The sequence below is a fragment of the Klebsiella sp. MISC125 genome, from assembly GCF_051131775.1.
GTDB lineage: Bacteria > Pseudomonadota > Gammaproteobacteria > Enterobacterales > Enterobacteriaceae > Klebsiella.
The window spans coordinates 5,101,606-5,118,918 of the sequence record NZ_CP180448.1; the positions used below are offsets into that span (position 1 = coordinate 5,101,606).

Here is a 17,313-nt window from a genome sequence, read left to right on the forward strand (position 1 = left end):
GGCTTTTCGCTTACATCACCAGGCGGCGAATATCGCTCAGGGTGTTGTTGATGATGGTAATAAAGCGCGCACCATCAGCACCGTCGATAACGCGGTGGTCGAAGGACAGAGAGATCGGCATCATCAGACGCGGAACAAACTCTTTACCATTCCACACCGGTTCCATCGCGGACTTAGACACACCAAGGATGGCCACTTCCGGCGCGTTCACAATCGGTGCGAAATGGGTGGTACCCAGGCCGCCGATGCTGGAGATAGTGAAGCAACCGCCCTGCATTTCACCAGCAGTCAGCTTACCATCACGCGCTTTCTTGGAGATCACAGTCAGTTCGCGAGACAGCTCGGTAATGCTCTTCTTGTTCACGTCTTTAAAGACCGGAACAACCAGACCATTCGGGGTATCAACCGCCACACCGATGTTGATGTATTTCTTCAGCGTCAGGCGCTGTGCATCTTCAGACAGCGAGCTGTTGAAGCGCGGCATCTGCTCAAGCGCAGCGGCAACGGCTTTCATGATGAAGACTACTGGAGTGAATTTCACATCCAGTTTACGCTTCTCAGCTTCGGCGTTCTGCTGTTTACGGAACGCTTCCAGATCGGTGATATCGGTTTTGTCGAAGTGGGTAACGTGCGGGATCATCACCCAGTTACGGCTCAGGTTAGCGCCTGAGATTTTCTGGATGCGACCCAGTTCCACTTCTTCGATTTCACCAAACTTGCTGAAGTCCACTTTCGGCCATGGCAGCATGCCCGGGATACCGCCGCCGGTGGCAGCAGCCGGTGCCGCTTCAGCGCGTTTAACCGCTTCTTTCACGTAAGCCTGAACGTCTTCGCGCAGGATACGGCCTTTACGACCAGAACCTTTCACTTTCGCCAGGTTAACGCCAAATTCGCGCGCCAGGCGGCGAATCAGCGGAGTTGCGTGAACGTAAGCGTCGTTTTCAGCAAACTCAGATTTGCCTTCTGCTTTAGCCGCAGGAGCTGCAACAGGTTTAGCAGCCTGAGCCGGTGCAGCAGCAGGTGCTGGAGCAGCAGCAGCCGCCGGAGCAGCAGCAGGCGCTGCGCCTTCTACTTCGAAGACCATGATCAGGGAGCCGGTAGACACTTTGTCGCCAGTGCTGATTTTGATCTCTTTCACGGTGCCCGCGAACGGTGCCGGAACTTCCATCGAAGCTTTGTCGCCTTCAACGGTGATCAGTGACTGCTCAGCGGCAATTTTATCGCCCACTTTAACCATCACTTCAGTGACTTCAACTTCGTCGCCGCCGATATCCGGTACGTTAACTTCTTTAGACCCGGAAGCCGCCGGTGCAGCCGCTGCCGGAGCAGCTTCCGCTTTCGCCGGAGCCGCAGCAGGTGCGCTACCCGCCACTTCGAAGACCATAATCAGGGAGCCGGTAGACACTTTGTCGCCGGTGTTGATTTTGATCTCTTTCACGGTACCTGCGAACGGTGCCGGGACTTCCATAGAAGCTTTGTCGCCTTCTACGGTGATCAATGACTGCTCAGCCGCAACGGTGTCGCCCACTTTGACCATGATCTCGGTGACTTCAACTTCGTCGCCGCCGATATCCGGAACGTGTACGTCTTTAGCCGCTGCTGCCGCTGGCGCTGCTGCCGGAGCCGCTTCTTTCTTCTCTTCCTGCGCAGGTGCAGCGGCTGCTGCACCATCGGCGGAATCGAAAATCATGATCAGTTTGCCGGTCTCGGTTTTGTCGCCAACAGAGACTTTGATCTCTTTAACAACGCCAGCCTGAGGAGACGGAACTTCCATAGAGGCTTTGTCGCCTTCTACGGTGATCAGCGACTGTTCAGCTTCAACTTTGTCGCCCACTTTGACCAAGATCTCGGTGATTTCAACTTCATCAGCCCCGATGTCCGGTACATTGATTTCGATAGCCATTATTCTTTTACCTCTTACGCCAGACGCGGGTTAACTTTATCTGCATCGATATTGAATTTGGCAATTGCGTCTGCAACCACTTTCTTATCGATTTCGCCACGTTTAGCCAGTTCGCCCAGCGCTGCAACTACCACGTAGGAAGCATCAACTTCGAAGTGGTGACGCAGGTTCTCACGGCTGTCAGAGCGACCGAAGCCGTCGGTACCCAGTACGCGGTAATCATCAGCCGGTACATAAGTACGAACCTGCTCGGCGAACAGTTTCATATAGTCAGTCGATGCCACAGCCGGAGCGTCGTTCATCACCTGGGCGATGTACGGAACGCGCGGAGTTTCCAGCGGGTGCAGCATGTTCCAGCGCTCACAATCCTGGCCATCACGCGCCAGTTCGGTGAAGGAGGTGACGCTATAAACGTCAGAACCTACGCCGTAGTCTTTCGCCAGGATCTCAGCGGCTTCACGCACGTGACGCAGGATAGAACCGGAACCCAGCAGCTGAACTTTACCTTTGCTACCTTCGATGGTTTCGAGTTTATAGATACCTTTACGGATACCTTCCTCGGCACCTTCCGGCATTGCCGGCATGTGGTAGTTTTCGTTCAGGGTGGTGATGTAGTAGTAAACGTTCTCTTGTTTCTCACCGTACATACGCTCCAGACCATCATGCATGATGACCGCAACTTCGTACGCGTAAGACGGATCGTAAGAGATACAGTTCGGGATAGTCAGAGACTGAATATGGCTATGGCCATCTTCGTGCTGCAGACCTTCGCCGTTCAGCGTCGTACGACCGGAAGTACCACCGACCAGGAAGCCGCGAGCCTGTTGGTCGCCAGCCTGCCAGCACAGGTCACCGATACGCTGGAACCCGAACATGGAGTAGTAGATGTAGAACGGAATCATCGGCAGGTTGTTGGTGCTGTAAGAAGTCGCAGCAGCCAGCCAGGATGCGCCAGCACCCAGTTCGTTGATACCTTCCTGCAGGATCTGACCTTTCTCGTCTTCTTTATAGTAAGCAACCTGCTCACGGTCCTGCGGGGTGTACTGCTGACCGTTCGGGCTGTAAATACCGATCTGACGGAACAGGCCTTCCATACCAAAGGTACGCGCTTCATCGGCGATGATTGGTACCAGGCGGTCTTTGATAGACTTGTTCTTCAGCATCACGTTCAGAGCACGAACAAACGCGATAGTGGTAGAAATTTCTTTGTTCTGCTCTTCCAGCAGCGGACCGAAATCTGCAAGCTGAGGCAGTTCCAGCTTCTCATCGAAGTTCGGCTGACGAGTCGGCAGGTAACCGTGCAGTTTCTGACGCTGTGCGTGCAGATAGGTATGTTCTTCAGAACCTTCCGGGAAGGTAATGTAAGACAGGTTTTCCACCTGCTCATCGGTTACTGGCACATTGAAACGGTCGCGAATGTGACGCACGCCGTCCATGTTCATTTTCTTAACCTGGTGAGCGATGTTTTTACCTTCAGCGGTATCACCCATGCCGTAACCTTTGATGGTATGGGCCAGGATGACGGTTGCTTTGCCGGTAGTTTCCTGCGCTTTTTTCAGTGCAGCGAAGACTTTCTTCGGATCGTGACCACCGCGGTTCAGTGCCCAAATCTGATCGTCAGACCAGTCGGCAACCAGCGCTGCGGTTTCCGGATATTTACCGAAGAAGTGCTCACGAACGTAAGCGCCGTCTTTGGATTTAAAGGTCTGGTAGTCGCCGTCAACGGTTTCGTTCATCAGTTGGATCAGTTTACCGCTGGTATCTTTACGCAGCAGTTCATCCCAACGACCGCCCCAGATAACCTTGATAACGTTCCAGCCAGCACCTGCGAAGATACCTTCCAGTTCGTTAATGATCTTGCCGTTACCGGTGACCGGGCCGTCAAGACGCTGCAGGTTACAGTTGATAACGAAGACCAGGTTGTCCAGTTTTTCACGGGTAGCGATGGTGATCGCACCTTTGGATTCTGGTTCATCCATCTCGCCATCGCCCAGGAAGGCATAAACGGTCTGTTTGGAGGTGTCTTTCAGGCCACGATGTTCCAGATATTTCAGGAATTTAGCCTGGTAGATTGCACCGATTGGGCCCAGACCCATGGAAACGGTCGGGAACTGCCAGAAGGTCGGCATCAGTTTCGGGTGCGGGTAGGAAGACAGGCCTTTGCCATGAACTTCCTGACGGAAGTTGTTCATCTGCTCTTCAGTCAGACGACCTTCCAGGAATGCACGTGCGTATACGCCCGGAGAGATGTGGCCCTGGAAGTAAACCAGATCGCCGCCATCCTGCTCGTTGCGTGCACGGAAGAAGTGGTTGAAGCACACTTCGTAGAAAGTCGCGGAAGACTGGAAGGAAGCCATGTGGCCACCCAGTTCGAGATCTTTTTTCGATGCGCGCAGAACGGTCATAATAGCGTTCCAGCGGATCGCAGAACGAATACGACGTTCCAGATCCAGATTTCCCGGGTATTCCGGTTCATCTTCAACGGCAATAGTGTTTACGTAACTGCCAGTCGATGTGCCAGCAGCCACTTTCACCCCGCCTTTGCGGGCTTCAGAAAGGAGTTGGTCAATCAGATACTGAGCGCGCTCAACACCTTCTTCACGGATGACCGATTCGATCGCCTGTAGCCAGTCGCGAGTTTCGATCGGATCCACGTCATTGGGTAAACGTTCTGACATGGGGGGTATTCCTTATCTATCTAATCGTTGATTAATCTGGAACCTGTCCCATTGCGCTCTTTGTTCTTCATACTTCTGGCTGTCTCTTTGTTGGCTTCGCTTCCTCACCCCAGTCACATAGTTCACTATGCTCCCGGGGATTCGCGCGCTTGCCGCCGCGATACACCCAAAATTATTTTGAACAACTAAAAGTGCAATAAGACAGGTTCTGCGTTTAGTTGCCGCGCTCTAAAAATGGCGCTTAAGAACCGGAGTTCTCATCTTTTCGTTGCTGTAAACGGCGCAGTGAGCGTTCACGACGGCTCTGCTCACGGCTGCGATCCAGCAAAATTTCCTCAATGAACGCCAGGTGACGATGCGAGGCTTCACGCGCCTGCTCCGGCTCTCCGGCGATTATCGCCTCGAAAATCCGAGTGCGATGATTGCTGACCTGCGGGAGCATCTCCCGGCGGGCATACAACAATTCAAAATTCTGGCGAACGTTTTGGGCCAGCATCGGTTCCATGCAGCGTAGCAAATGGAGCAACACCACATTATGCGCCGCTTCGGTGACGGCAATTTGATACTGGACGACGGCGTCGGATTCGGCGTCAAGGTCGCCGGACTGCTGGGCTCGCTCTATGGCCTGATGCAGCTCGCGAATACGTTCGCGGTCTTCATCATTGCTGCGCAGCGCTGCGTAATAAGCCGCAATGCCTTCAAGCGCGTGCCGAGTTTCCAGCAGATCAAATTGGGATTCAGGGTGGTCGGACAGGAGCTCTACCAGCGGGTCGCTGAAGCTCTGCCACAGGCGGCTTTGTACAAACGTTCCACCTCCCTGGCGACGAAGCAACAACCCCTTGGCTTCGAGGCGTTGAATCGCCTCACGCAGCGAGGGGCGGGAAACGTCGAACTGTTTTGCCAGTTCGCGTTCAGGCGGGAGCTTTTCACCGGGGCGCAACGTCCCCTCAAGGATCAAAAACTCCAGCTGCTGCTCTATCACATCGGATAGTTTTGGTTGGCGGATCTTGCTGTAGGCCATATTCCCTGTCTCTGCCATTAGCCCGGAGTCAATTGGTCTTACCAATTCATAGTTCGTAGCGCTAAAGTAACAAAGTATTCACCTTCTGTCCATACAGGTTTTGATTGAAATCAGTAAACCCAGCATGTTTTAACAAACATACAGAAATAACATTTCAAAAATGTAACTTTGCACAAATGTTATGTTTACCCACAATGAGGTAGCGTTAACGTAATCGAAACGAAAAAATACGCTATCTGAACCGATTCACCTCACCATCAAGTGAATAAAAATTCATTTTTTGTGAATTTAAAGAAAATAAGAGGTAGGTAGTGGGTATGCAGACATGATTTACAAATGGTTTCTTTTTGCTCGCTTCGTCATCATCCCTTCATAAAGCAGGTGCATTCACTGCCGCTTATCACTATTCTCCATGATACGAAAGGCCTTTTCATGAATTACCACCCTGCCTTGCGTAAAGAAATCATTACAGAAACGGAATTTCATAATTACACAAACACAACAATATGTGCATCGTATCACTCAGGGTAAAACGGGGCGCAGGCTCGCTGAAATTTCGCTGACTATGCTATCAGGCAGGGACAGACAGTGAAGAAGTCACCTGAAGGATGACGCGTACAAACATAATAACCATAACCACACACGAGGTTTCATGATGGAAGGTCAACAGCATGGCGATCGGCTAAAGCGCGGCCTTAAAAACCGCCATATTCAGCTTATTGCGCTGGGAGGCGCTATCGGTACCGGTTTATTTCTGGGTAGTGCATCCGTCATCCAAAACGCAGGCCCGGGTATTATTCTGGGCTACGCAATTGCCGGTTTCATCGCCTTTCTGATCATGCGCCAGCTGGGCGAAATGGTCGTCGAAGAGCCTGTAGCAGGTTCATTTAGCCATTTCGCCTACAAATACTGGGGCGGCTTTGCAGGCTTCGCTTCCGGCTGGAACTACTGGGTTCTTTACGTTCTGGTGGCCATGGCAGAGCTCACTGCCGTAGGGAAATACGTCCAGTTCTGGTGGCCTGAAATCCCGACCTGGGTTTCTGCTGCCATCTTCTTCGTTGCCATCAATGCCATCAACCTGACCAACGTCAAAGTGTTTGGCGAGATGGAGTTCTGGTTCGCAATCATCAAAGTCGTCGCCGTCGTGGCGATGATCCTGTTCGGCGGCTGGCTGCTGTTCAGCGGCAACGGCGGCCCGCAGGCTACCGTACGCAACCTGTGGGAGCAGGGTGGATTCCTGCCGCACGGATTCACCGGGCTGGTGATGATGATGGCGATTATCATGTTCTCCTTTGGCGGTCTGGAGCTGGTCGGTATTACGGCAGCAGAAGCCGATAATCCGGAGCAAAGCATTCCTAAAGCCACCAACCAGGTTATCTACCGTATCCTGATTTTCTATGTGGGCTCGCTGGCCGTTCTGCTCTCCCTGCTGCCGTGGAGCCGCGTGACCGCTGACACCAGCCCGTTCGTCCTGATCTTCCACGAACTGGGCGATACTTTTGTAGCCAACGCGCTGAATGTCGTGGTACTGACTGCGGCGCTTTCCGTTTACAACAGCTGCGTCTACTGCAACAGCCGGATGCTGTTCGGCCTGGCACAGCAGGGTAACGCACCAAAAGCGCTAATGAACGTCGATAAACGCGGTGTACCGGTTAACACCATTCTGGTTTCAGCGGTAGTGACCGCACTGTGCGTCCTGATTAACTACTTCGCACCGGAATCCGCGTTTGGTCTGCTGATGGCGCTGGTCGTTTCTGCGCTGGTGATCAACTGGGCGATGATTAGCCTGGCACACATCAAATTCCGTCGCGCCAAACAGCAGCAGGGCGTAGTCACCCGCTTCCCTGCGCTGTTTTATCCGCTAGGAAACTGGATTTGCCTACTGTTTATGGTCGGTGTGCTGGTCATCATGCTAATGACTCCAGGTATGGCAATTTCCGTTTACCTGATCCCGGTATGGATTGTGATCCTCGGCATTGGCTATCTGTTTAAGCAAAAAACAGCTAGCGCCATAAAAGCATAATCATACATCTCCAGAATCTGTGCCCGCCGCCATTTTGCGGGCACAGAGCATTGTTATCTGCTTCACACTTTCCTCGCAACAACCTATTTGTCCATATCGTTGACCTTTTCCTGCAACGCATTTATCCATTATCCAGCTAATAATTCTCTCCATACCGCAACGGGGAGATCTTCACCATGAATGGCAATAAGCTTTCAGTTAAAGAGAAAATTGGCTACGGGATGGGCGATGCCGGATGTAACATCATCTTCGGCGCCATCATGTTGTTTGTTAACTATTTTTATACGGATATCTTCGGGCTCGCACCGGCCCTGGTCGGCGTTCTGCTGCTTTCCGTACGCGTTATCGATGCCGTGACCGACCCGATTATGGGCGCAATGGCTGACCGTACTCGCAGTAAATATGGCCGTTTTCGTCCATGGCTGCTGTGGATTGCCTTCCCGTACGCGCTGTTCAGCGTGCTGATGTTTACCACCCCCGAATGGACCTACAACAGCAAAGTTATCTATGCTTTCGTCACTTATTTCCTGCTCTCGCTGACCTATACCGCGATCAACATTCCTTACTGTTCATTGGGTAGCGTGATTACTAATGACCCGCAGGAACGCGTAGCCTGCCAGTCCTATCGTTTTGTCATGGTCGGTATCGCCACCCTGCTGCTCTCTCTGACGCTGCTGCCAATGGCGGATTGGTTCGGCGGTGAAGATAAAGCTAAAGGCTACCAGATGGCGATGACGGTGCTCGCCTTTATCGGCATGTGTATGTTCCTGTTTTGCTTCGCTACCGTTCGTGAACGCGTACGCCCGGCGGTGCAGACTAACGACGAACTGAAAAAAGATCTGAAAGACGTCTGGAAGAACGATCAGTGGGTACGTATCCTGCTGCTAACCCTGTGCAACGTCTGTCCGGGCTTTATCCGCATGGCCGCCACCATGTATTACGTCACCTGGGTCATGCAGCAAAGCACCCACTTCGCGACGCTGTTTATCAGCCTCGGCGTGGTGGGAATGATGATTGGCAGCATGCTGGCAAAAGTACTGACCGACCGTTGGTGCAAACTGCAGGTATTTTTCTGGACCAACATCGTGCTCGCCATTTTCTCCTGCGCGTTCTACTTCTTCGATCCGCATGCCACCATGATGATTATGGTGCTCTACTTCCTGCTGAATATTCTGCATCAAATTCCATCGCCGCTGCACTGGTCGCTAATGGCTGACGTTGACGACTACGGCGAGTGGAAGACCGGCAAACGTATTACCGGCATCAGCTTCTCCGGTAACCTCTTCTTCCTGAAGGTCGGACTGGCGATTGCCGGGGCAATGGTTGGCTTCCTGCTCTCCTGGTACGGCTACGATGCTGGCGCTAAAGAGCAGAGCGCCTCAGCTGTTAACGGTATTGTGCTGCTGTTTAGCGTCATCCCTGGCGTCGGTTACCTGATTACCGCCGGTGTCGTACGCATGCTGAAAGTGAACCGCGAGTTCATGCGCCAAATTCAGTCAGACCTGGAGAAACGCCGCATCAACTACAGTGAACTAAATGAGTTCCAGGATCACAAAACCAGTGAACACGTAAGGAAAGCTTGATGAAAAACTGGCCAAACCCGTTTATTGAACAACGCGCAGATCCGTTTATTCTGCGCCATCAGGATTGCTACTATTTTATTGCCTCGGTTCCGGAGTATGACCGACTGGAAATTCGCCGCTCTGCAACCCTTGAAGGCCTGCGCGACGCGCAGCCAGTGGTGGTCTGGCACAAGCCGGAGAGCGGCCCAATGAGTCAGCTGATTTGGGCCCCGGAACTACATGAAATCGAAGGCAAATGGTACATCTACTTTGCCGCCAGCCACACGCACGATCTCGATGAATTGGGCATGTTCCAGCATCGCATGTTCGCTCTGGAATGCGCGGATAGCGACCCGCTAACCGGCAAGTGGCAGGAAAAGGGCCAGGTAAAAACGCCGTTTGATACCTTTGCGCTGGATGCCACCACCTTCCACCACCAGGGCAAGCAGTGGTACCTGTGGGCGCAAAAAGACCCGGATATTGCGGGCAACACCAACCTGTATCTGGCTGAGCTGGAAAACCCGTGGACGCTAAAAGGCAAACCAGTGATGTTGAGTAAGCCGGAGTTCGACTGGGAGTGTCGCGGCTTTCTGGTCAACGAGGGGCCGGCGGCGCTGTTCCACGATGACAAACTGTTCGTCAGCTACTCCGCCAGCGCTACCGATGAAAACTATTGCATGGGATTACTGTGGATAGATGTCAACGCCGATCCGCTCCAGCCGGAAAACTGGCATAAAGCACCGCAGCCGGTGTTCCGCACCAGCTACGAAAATCGTCAGTATGGGCCGGGACACAACAGCTTTACGCAAACGCCGGAGGGAGAAGATGTGCTGGTGTATCACGCGCGCAACTACACCGAAATCGAAGGCGATCCGCTGTACGATCCGAATCGTCATACCCGTCTGAAATTGGTTCGCTGGCAAGAAAATGGGATGCCTGATTTTGGCATCCCAGCGGCTGATACGTTGTAGCACCGCGCTTGCAGGGGCGGTTTTTGTCGACCGGGCAAGGCGTAAGCCGCCGCCCGGTAAAGCGCATCTCAGATTGTTAAATCAACGTCCCGTAAATCGTCAGCAGCGCCATAATCACCACTACCACCAGTGACGTTTTCTTCGCCATGGAAACCGCCGCTTTCGGCGTAGCCACTTTATCGACGTGCGGCTCGCGAGCCAGCGAATACTGCGCCAGACGGGTTAATACCTGATATTGCGAAGAGTGGCGATCGCCCAGCGACGCAAACCAGGCTGGTAGGGCTTTTTCTCCGTGCCCTACCAGCGCATAAACCACGCCAACCAGGCGTACCGGAACCCAGTCCACTACGTGCAGGATACCGTCGATTCCCGACTGTAAACGATGATGTGGCGTCTGATAACGCGCCAGCCACGTTTGCCAGGCACGCAGCACACAATAAGCGATTAGCGTTAACGGCCCCCACGGTCCACCAACAACGAACCAAAACAGCGGGGCAAGATAATAGCGATAGTTAATCCACAGCAGTGCGTTTTGCAGCTCGCTGAGATATTCACGCTGATCGCAACCCGGCGGCACGCCGTGGATAAGGGTAAGCTCACTGGCCATGGCGTCGCAGGCGCGGCTATCATCACGGGCAGCGGCTTTCAGATACGCATGGTAATGCAAGCGGACCTTACCCGCGCCAATGCACAGCAGGCCGAGCAAAATCCAGAACACCAGCAGCGGAACGTTAAATAGCTGCCCTTGTAGCAAGCGCTGAATAATAAAGACCACCGCTACCGCTGCAGCCGTCATCAGTACGGTGCCAAAGAGTGAATAATGCTTTACCCGGCGAAACAACACTTCCAGCCGGTGATCAAGCTGCCAGTGCTCGCCCAGCTTGAACAAACGCTCGGCAATAAGCACTAACAGCGTGGTAAACAACGTCATGGCATCTCCTTATCTGACGACGAGGTTAACAAACCGCAAAATTTTGCCCAGTCAAAAGCCGGGCCGGGATCCGTTTTACGCACAGGAGCAATATCGCTGTGGCCGGTGATATGGTCTGCAATGGCCGGGTAGAGCGAAATAAGCCGCCGGGTAATAGCCGCCAGTTGCTGATATTGCGCCTCGGTATAGGCCTGTGTGTCGGTCCCTTCCAGCTCAATGCCTATTGAAAAATCATTACAACGCTCGCGTCCGTGGTAGCTGGAAACGCCTGCGTGCCACGCGCGCTTATCGAAAGGCACATACTGCACGATTTCACCATCCCGGCGAATCAGACAATGCGCCGAAACGCGAAGATGGGCTATCTCAGCAAAGAAAGGATGAGCATCGGGATCGAGCGTACCGCTGAACAGGGCATCAATCCATGGACCGCCAAATTCGCCGGGCGGCAGACTGATATTGTGCACCACCAGCAAAGAAGGGGTTTCATTATCCGGGCGGCTATCGTGGTGCGGCGAAGGAACCCGACGCGCATCTACCAGCCATCCCCCGTTCAACTGCATGTCGAGTCTCCTTTTACTAACCTGTGCATTCGCGGCGCCCGGGGCCCAAAGAATGCCTGCTGTTATACGCACTATCACTCATCACAAAACTAACTTGAGACCCACGGTGAAGCCGCCAGAAGGATGAAGTGGATGTGGTACAGAAACGTGGTTCAGGTTAGCATGTTTCCCACTTCTGAATCCTATCTATCTGGAGCTTTATCATGTCGCCTCGTCGCTACAATCCCGACCGCCGCCGTGACGCGCTGCTGGAACGTGTTAATCATGATATTACTGACGCCGTCGCCCAATCCCTGCGGGAAGATCTGGGCGGTGAAGTAGATGCTAATAACGACATTAGCGCACAATTGTTGCCGCAAGACGCGCGCTCGCATGCAGTGGTAATCACTCGTGAAGACGGCATATTTTGCGGTAAACGCTGGGTAGAAGAGGTCTTTATTCAGCTCGCCGGAGATGATGTCAATCTCACCTGGCATGTTGCCGATGGCGACGCGGTTAAGGCAGATCAGCCACTGTTTGAACTGGATGGCCCCTCCCGTGTTCTGTTAACCGGCGAGCGCACCGCGCTCAATTTCGTGCAGACATTATCCGGGGTGGCAAGCGAAGTCCACCGCTATGTCGACCTGCTTGCTGGAACCAAAACCCAACTTCTCGATACGCGTAAGACGTTGCCTGGTCTGCGCACGGCGCTGAAGTATGCGGTCCTGTGCGGAGGCGGAGCAAACCACCGCCTGGGTCTGTCCGATGCCTTTCTGATCAAAGAGAACCATATTATCGCTTCCGGCTCAGTGCGCCAGGCGGTAGAAAAAGCGTTTTGGCTGCATCCTGATGTGCCGGTAGAAGTTGAAGTTGAAACCCTTGAGGAGCTTGAAGAAGCGCTGAAAGCGGGGGCTGATATCATTATGCTCGACAACTTCACCACCGACCTGATGCGTGAAGCAGTGAAGCGCACCAATGGTCAGGCAGCGCTGGAGGTTTCCGGCAACGTCACCTTCGATACTATCCGTGAATTTGCCGAAACCGGCGTCGATTACATCTCCGTTGGCGCACTAACCAAGCACGTTCGCGCGCTCGATCTCTCAATGCGTTTCCGCTAACTGTCCTGCCCCGGTTGATATCCTGCACCGGGGCTCTTTTTGCGAGCCGACTCGCACACCGATAATCCCTCACTGCAACCCGCAAAAAAAGCCTGGAACCTTGCTTCCTTAGGCGCGATCAGCGACTCGCACAGCGGATTAAAGCCCGGCAAAGTGCTCCCGAAAACAACAAGGAGCAACTTATGGATAAACAACGTGGCTTTACCCTTATTGAACTGATGGTGGTCATTGGGATCATCGCAATTCTCAGCGCTATCGGCATTCCTGCTTACCAGAACTACCTGCGAAAAGCGGCTCTCACCGACATGCTGCAAACATTTGTACCTTTTCGCACCGCCATTGAGCTTTGCGCGCTAGAGCACGGAGGATTAACAACCTGTGATGGCGGCAGCAATGGCATCCCCTCACCCGCTACCACGCGTTACGTCTCGGCAATGAGCGTCGCCACCGGCGTTGTCACGCTCACCGGCCAGGAAAGCCTCAATGGCTTAAGCGTCACGATGACACCAAGCTGGGATAACGCTAACGGCATCACCGGCTGGCAGCGCGTTTGCAGCATTACCGGCGACAGCGCGCTTAAGCAAGCCTGCGAAGACGTATTCCGTTTTAACTGAGGGTGAGGCAATGAAAACTGAACAATTGATACCTCTGTGCCAGCGCTACCAGGCATTACTGCTCAATAGCGATGCACACACTATTGCCATCGCCGTTGTTGATGCGCCAGCACCAGGGCTTATGGAAGCACTACGCTTCGCGACCCAGAAACGAATCGATATTGAGTGCTGGAGTCAGGACCGGATGGACAAACGGCTACAGACACCAGGGATAGCGGTAGCCCCAATGCATAATGAAGCCTCGGCAAGCGTAGTTGAACAGGTTAATCACATCCTGGAACAAGCCCTACGTCAACGCGCGTCCGATATTCATATCGAACCCGGCGAAAACCACCTGAGAATTCGCCTGCGGGTAGACGGCGTGCTGCACCCGCTTTCGCCTCTGGCCCCGGAGCTTGCCGCACCGATTACGGCCCGGCTGAAAGTGTTGAGTAATCTGGATATCGCCGAGCACCGTTTACCGCAGGACGGTCAGTTTACTCTTACGCTTGCCGATCGCCCGGTCTCTTTTCGTATCGCTACGCTTCCCTGCCGCGGCGGAGAGAAAATCGTTCTGCGTTTATTACACCAGGTCGAACAAGCTCTGGATCTCGAAGCGCTAGGGCTCTCCTCTCAACAGCTTGCTGACTTTCGCTCGGCGCTTAACCAACCGCAGGGTCTGCTGTTGGTCACAGGCCCAACGGGAAGCGGAAAAACCGTCACCTTATATAGCGCGCTGCAGGCGAGAAATCGCGATGAGGTAAACATCTGTAGCGTGGAAGATCCGCTGGAGATTCCGATTGTGGGGATGAATCAGACGCAGATTAATCCCCGTGCCGGGCTAACCTTCCATAGCGTACTGCGCGCCCTGCTGCGTCAGGACCCCGACATCGTAATGGTGGGCGAAATACGCGATGCGGAAACGGCTGAAATTGCGATAAAAGCGGCGCAAACCGGACACCTGGTCCTCTCTACCTTACACACTAATTCGACCAGCGAAACCCTGGTGCGCCTGCAGCAAATGGGCGTCGCTCGCTGGATGATCTCATCAGCACTCTCGCTGGTTGTTGCTCAACGCCTTGTGCGCAGGTTGTGCCCACACTGTCGCCGGGAAACCGGCAGCTCGGCCGATGTCCCGCACAGCCTGTGGCCACGAGCGCTTCCTCGCTGGCAGGCTCCGGGCTGCCAGCACTGTTATCACGGCTACTACGGGCGACTGGCGCTATTTGAGCTTTTACCCGTTAACACCGCGCTACGGCAAGCCATCACTCAGGAGCTTAGCGCTACCGAAATCGAATCCCTGGCGCGAGAATCGGGAATGATGACGCTGTTTGAGAGCGGCTGTCTGGCCGTGGAACGAGGACTGACCAGCCTCGAAGAGGTGGTTCGCGTTCTGGGGATCCCACATGGCGACTAAGCGACTGTGGCGCTGGCGTGGTATTGATGTTCAGGGCGTCCCCTGCCAGGGCACGCTTTGGAAAGAGAATCGTCCGCTGGCATTGCAGATGTTGCAACAGGAGCGAATCATCCCACTGACGCTGCGCCGCTGTAGCGTGCAAAATTCACTGTGGCATCCACGCCATAGCGGTGAAATCATCCGCCAGCTAGCCGCGCTACTGCAAGCTGGCCTCCCACTGGCGGAGGGGCTGGAACTGCTGGCGCAACAGCAACCCAACGCACAATGGCAGGCCCTGCTGCAAACGTTGGCTGATGACCTGGCGCAAGGCATTTCACTTTCGGCTGCCCTGGAGAAATGGCCTGAAGTATTTCCCCCACTCTATTTGGCCATGATCCGTACCGGTGAGCTCACCGGCAAGCTGGAGCTTTGCTGCACACAGTTAGCCCTTCAGCAGCGAGAACAGCTGCTTCTTAGCGAGAAAGTGAAAAAAGCGCTGCGCTATCCGATTATTATTTTATCCCTGGCGCTGCTGGTGGTCATGGGGATGCTGTGCTTCGTCTTACCGGAGTTCGCCGCTATCTATCGAACCTTCAATACTCCGCTACCATTACTGACCCGAGCGGTGATGAGCGTCGGCGATGGGTTAACTCACTATTGGCCTGTTCTGGCAGTACTGGTCGTTTTACCTGCAATTATTAATCGGCTGATTCGCCAGAGACCAGGCTGGTTGCTGCATCGCCAAAAGCTACTCCACGCGCTGCCAGTATTTGGTAAATTGCTGAGTGGGCAACGGCTTAGCCAGATTTTCACCGTACCTGCGTTAACGCAAAGCGCGGGTATCAGCTTCTTACAGGGCCTGCAAAGCGTGGAGGAAACCCTAAGCTGCCCGTTATGGCGACAAAGGCTCCAGCAGGTCGTTCTGCAAATTACCCATGGAGAACCCATCTGGCAGGCGCTGACTCATAGCGGAGGTTTTACACCGCTCTGTCTACAACTCATTCGTACCGGTGAAGCTTCAGGCTCGTTGGATACTATGCTGGAGAATCTGGCTCGCCATCATAGTGAGCAAACGCATCAGCAGGCAGATAACCTGGCAACCCTACTTGAACCTATGATGCTGGTGATAACTGGAGCGATTGTCGGGGTGCTGGTTGTGGCAATGTACTTACCCATTTTTCATCTGGGTGATGCCATTAGCGGGATGGGCGGATAAACGCTGGCGCGAATGCGCCAGCGAGAGGCATTACAGGCTATTGAACACGCGGTTCTCTTGTTCCTGTACGCGAATAAAGGTAGTACGCTTGGTCAGTTCCTTCAGGCGTGAAGCACCCACATAGGTACACGCTGAACGCAGGCCGCCGAGGATATCACGCGCGGTATTTTCAACCGGACCGCGCAGAGGCAGCTTAACAGTTTTACCTTCTGCTGCACGATACTGAGCGACGCCGCCAACGTGACGGGTCATTGCTGATTCAGAGCTCATACCGTAAAACAGCATGAATTTTTCACCATTTTCTTCAACTACGGTACCGCCGCTCTCTTCGTGACCTGCCAGCATACCGCCCAGCATCACGAAATCAGCACCACCGCCGAATGCCTTAGCCACATCGCCAGGCATGGTACAGCCACCATCACTAATGATCTGCCCGCCCAGGCCATGTGCCGCATCGGCACATTCGATAACAGCGGAAAGCTGAGGGTAGCCCACGCCGGTTTTCACACGGGTAGTACACACAGAGCCCGGGCCGATACCGACTTTCACAATATCAGCGCCAGAAAGAACCAATTCTTCACACATTTCACCGGTAACAACGTTACCCGCAATAATGGTTTTTTGCGGCCAGGCTTCGCGGGCTTTGGCAACAAACTGCACAAAGTGTTCGGAATAACCATTTGCGACGTCAATACACACGAAGCTAAGCTGCGGATTCTGGGTCAGGATCTGTTGAGTTTTTTCAAAGTCTGCATTTGAAGTGCCAGTAGAGACCATGACGTGTTTCACTATATCTGCGGATTCGCCCTGTACAAACGCCTGCCACTGCTCAACGCTGTAATGCTTATGGACTGCAGTCAGAACGCCAAAGGAGGCCAGAGCTTTAGCCATAGCAAAGGTGCCGACAGTATCCATATTGGCCGCAATGATTGGCACACCGGACCAGGTCTGGCCAGAGTGTTTGAAGGTGAATTCACGTTCCAGCTGTACATCAGAACGGCTTTTGAGGGTAGAACGTTTCGGGCGGATAAGAACGTCTTTAAAACCAAGCTTCAAATCTTCTTCAATACGCATGTGCGAATTCCTGGGGTTAATTGCATTATTGTGAGAGCACAACTCCAGTGACGTTATCATACGCACGAATCATGACCGCGCAAGACTGCGATTTTCACTTTTTTTACGCTACAATCGTATAAATTTACCTGGTGAATAGCCAAAAGTGATTTTGCAACACTCAATCATCAACGTATCATTTTTAACCAATTGATTTACATGTACAAAAAAACCAGAATGCGTTGTGAAAGCAATTTATCGGTTTGACAACCAACCGATAAAAACCGCCACCACAGTGTAGTCTCGCCG

The 17,313-nt window shown here is 53.4% G+C and carries 13 protein-coding genes; 7 read left to right on the forward strand and 6 right to left on the reverse strand.

The genetic code is table 11. The features are described 5' to 3' along the window. Window positions 1–10: 10 nt before the first annotated feature. The 3 genes from aceF to pdhR form a co-directional block, all read right to left on the reverse strand. Window positions 11–1,903 (reverse strand): pyruvate dehydrogenase complex dihydrolipoyllysine-residue acetyltransferase, encoded by a 1,893-nt coding sequence (gene aceF / locus ACMYSL_RS23930; protein ID WP_434660116.1) that lies wholly within the window; start codon window positions 1,901–1,903, stop codon window positions 11–13. 14 nt (window positions 1,904–1,917) lie between these two features. Next, window positions 1,918–4,581 carry a pyruvate dehydrogenase (acetyl-transferring), homodimeric type gene (aceE, locus tag ACMYSL_RS23935; RefSeq protein ID WP_110272535.1) on the reverse strand — a complete coding sequence of 888 codons (2,664 nt, stop codon included), beginning with the start codon at window positions 4,579–4,581 and terminating at the stop codon, window positions 1,918–1,920. A 241-nt stretch (window positions 4,582–4,822) separates the two neighbouring features. Further along, window positions 4,823–5,602 carry a pyruvate dehydrogenase complex transcriptional repressor PdhR gene (gene pdhR, locus ACMYSL_RS23940; RefSeq protein WP_004098632.1) on the reverse strand — a complete coding sequence of 260 codons (780 nt, stop codon included), beginning with the start codon at window positions 5,600–5,602 and terminating at the stop codon, window positions 4,823–4,825. A 652-nt stretch (window positions 5,603–6,254) separates the two neighbouring features. Between pdhR and aroP the strand changes: the two genes are divergently transcribed. The 3 genes from aroP (at window position 6,255) to ACMYSL_RS23955 (ending at window position 10,158) form a co-directional block, all read left to right on the forward strand. Beyond that, window positions 6,255–7,625, forward strand: a complete 1,371-nt coding sequence (gene aroP / locus ACMYSL_RS23945; RefSeq protein WP_181421741.1) for an aromatic amino acid transporter AroP — start codon at window positions 6,255–6,257, stop codon at window positions 7,623–7,625. Window positions 7,626–7,801: 176 nt separating this feature from the next. Then, on the forward strand, window positions 7,802–9,208 hold the full coding sequence (locus ACMYSL_RS23950; protein ID WP_181483568.1) for a glycoside-pentoside-hexuronide (GPH):cation symporter: 1,407 nt from the start codon (window positions 7,802–7,804) through the stop codon (window positions 9,206–9,208). Then, complete coding sequence (locus tag ACMYSL_RS23955) at window positions 9,208–10,158, forward strand: glycoside hydrolase family 43 protein (protein WP_434660117.1); 951 nt, start codon at window positions 9,208–9,210, stop codon at window positions 10,156–10,158. The genes ACMYSL_RS23950 and ACMYSL_RS23955 overlap by 1 nt, the downstream gene beginning before the upstream one ends. A 76-nt stretch (window positions 10,159–10,234) precedes the next feature. Here the strand turns inward: ACMYSL_RS23955 and ampE are convergent, their stop codons facing one another. Together ampE and ampD are read right to left on the reverse strand one after the other, a co-directional pair. After that, entirely contained in the window at window positions 10,235–11,089 is an 855-nt protein-coding gene (gene ampE / locus ACMYSL_RS23960) for a beta-lactamase regulator AmpE (protein WP_112215511.1), read from the reverse strand. Then, window positions 11,086–11,649 carry a 1,6-anhydro-N-acetylmuramyl-L-alanine amidase AmpD gene (gene ampD / locus ACMYSL_RS23965; protein ID WP_434660118.1) on the reverse strand — a complete coding sequence of 188 codons (564 nt, stop codon included), beginning with the start codon at window positions 11,647–11,649 and terminating at the stop codon, window positions 11,086–11,088. The genes ampE and ampD overlap by 4 nt, the downstream gene beginning before the upstream one ends. A 203-nt stretch (window positions 11,650–11,852) precedes the next feature. Here ampD and nadC point away from each other — a divergent pair, with 203 nt between their 5' ends. The 4 genes from nadC (at window position 11,853) to hofC (ending at window position 15,951) form a co-directional block, all read left to right on the forward strand. Next, window positions 11,853–12,746 (forward strand): carboxylating nicotinate-nucleotide diphosphorylase, encoded by an 894-nt coding sequence (gene nadC, locus ACMYSL_RS23970; RefSeq protein ID WP_182236342.1) that lies wholly within the window; start codon window positions 11,853–11,855, stop codon window positions 12,744–12,746. Between the two features lie 182 nt (window positions 12,747–12,928). After that, complete coding sequence (gene ppdD / locus ACMYSL_RS23975) at window positions 12,929–13,360, forward strand: prepilin peptidase-dependent pilin (protein WP_110272542.1); 432 nt, start codon at window positions 12,929–12,931, stop codon at window positions 13,358–13,360. 10 nt (window positions 13,361–13,370) lie between these two features. After that, window positions 13,371–14,756: a type II secretion system protein GspE gene (gspE, locus tag ACMYSL_RS23980; RefSeq protein WP_434660119.1), complete on the forward strand. Its 1,386-nt coding sequence runs from the start codon at window positions 13,371–13,373 to the stop codon at window positions 14,754–14,756. Continuing rightward, a complete protein-coding gene (hofC, locus tag ACMYSL_RS23985; protein WP_434660120.1) occupies window positions 14,746–15,951 on the forward strand; it encodes a protein transport protein HofC in 1,206 nt (401 codons plus the stop codon). Before gspE ends, hofC begins: the two co-directional genes overlap by 11 nt. Before the next feature lie 30 nt (window positions 15,952–15,981). On the opposite strand, the gene ACMYSL_RS23990 is transcribed toward hofC, so the two are convergent. Continuing rightward, window positions 15,982–17,025 carry a GMP reductase gene (locus ACMYSL_RS23990; RefSeq protein ID WP_112215517.1) on the reverse strand — a complete coding sequence of 348 codons (1,044 nt, stop codon included), beginning with the start codon at window positions 17,023–17,025 and terminating at the stop codon, window positions 15,982–15,984. Window positions 17,026–17,313: the final 288 nt, after the last annotated feature.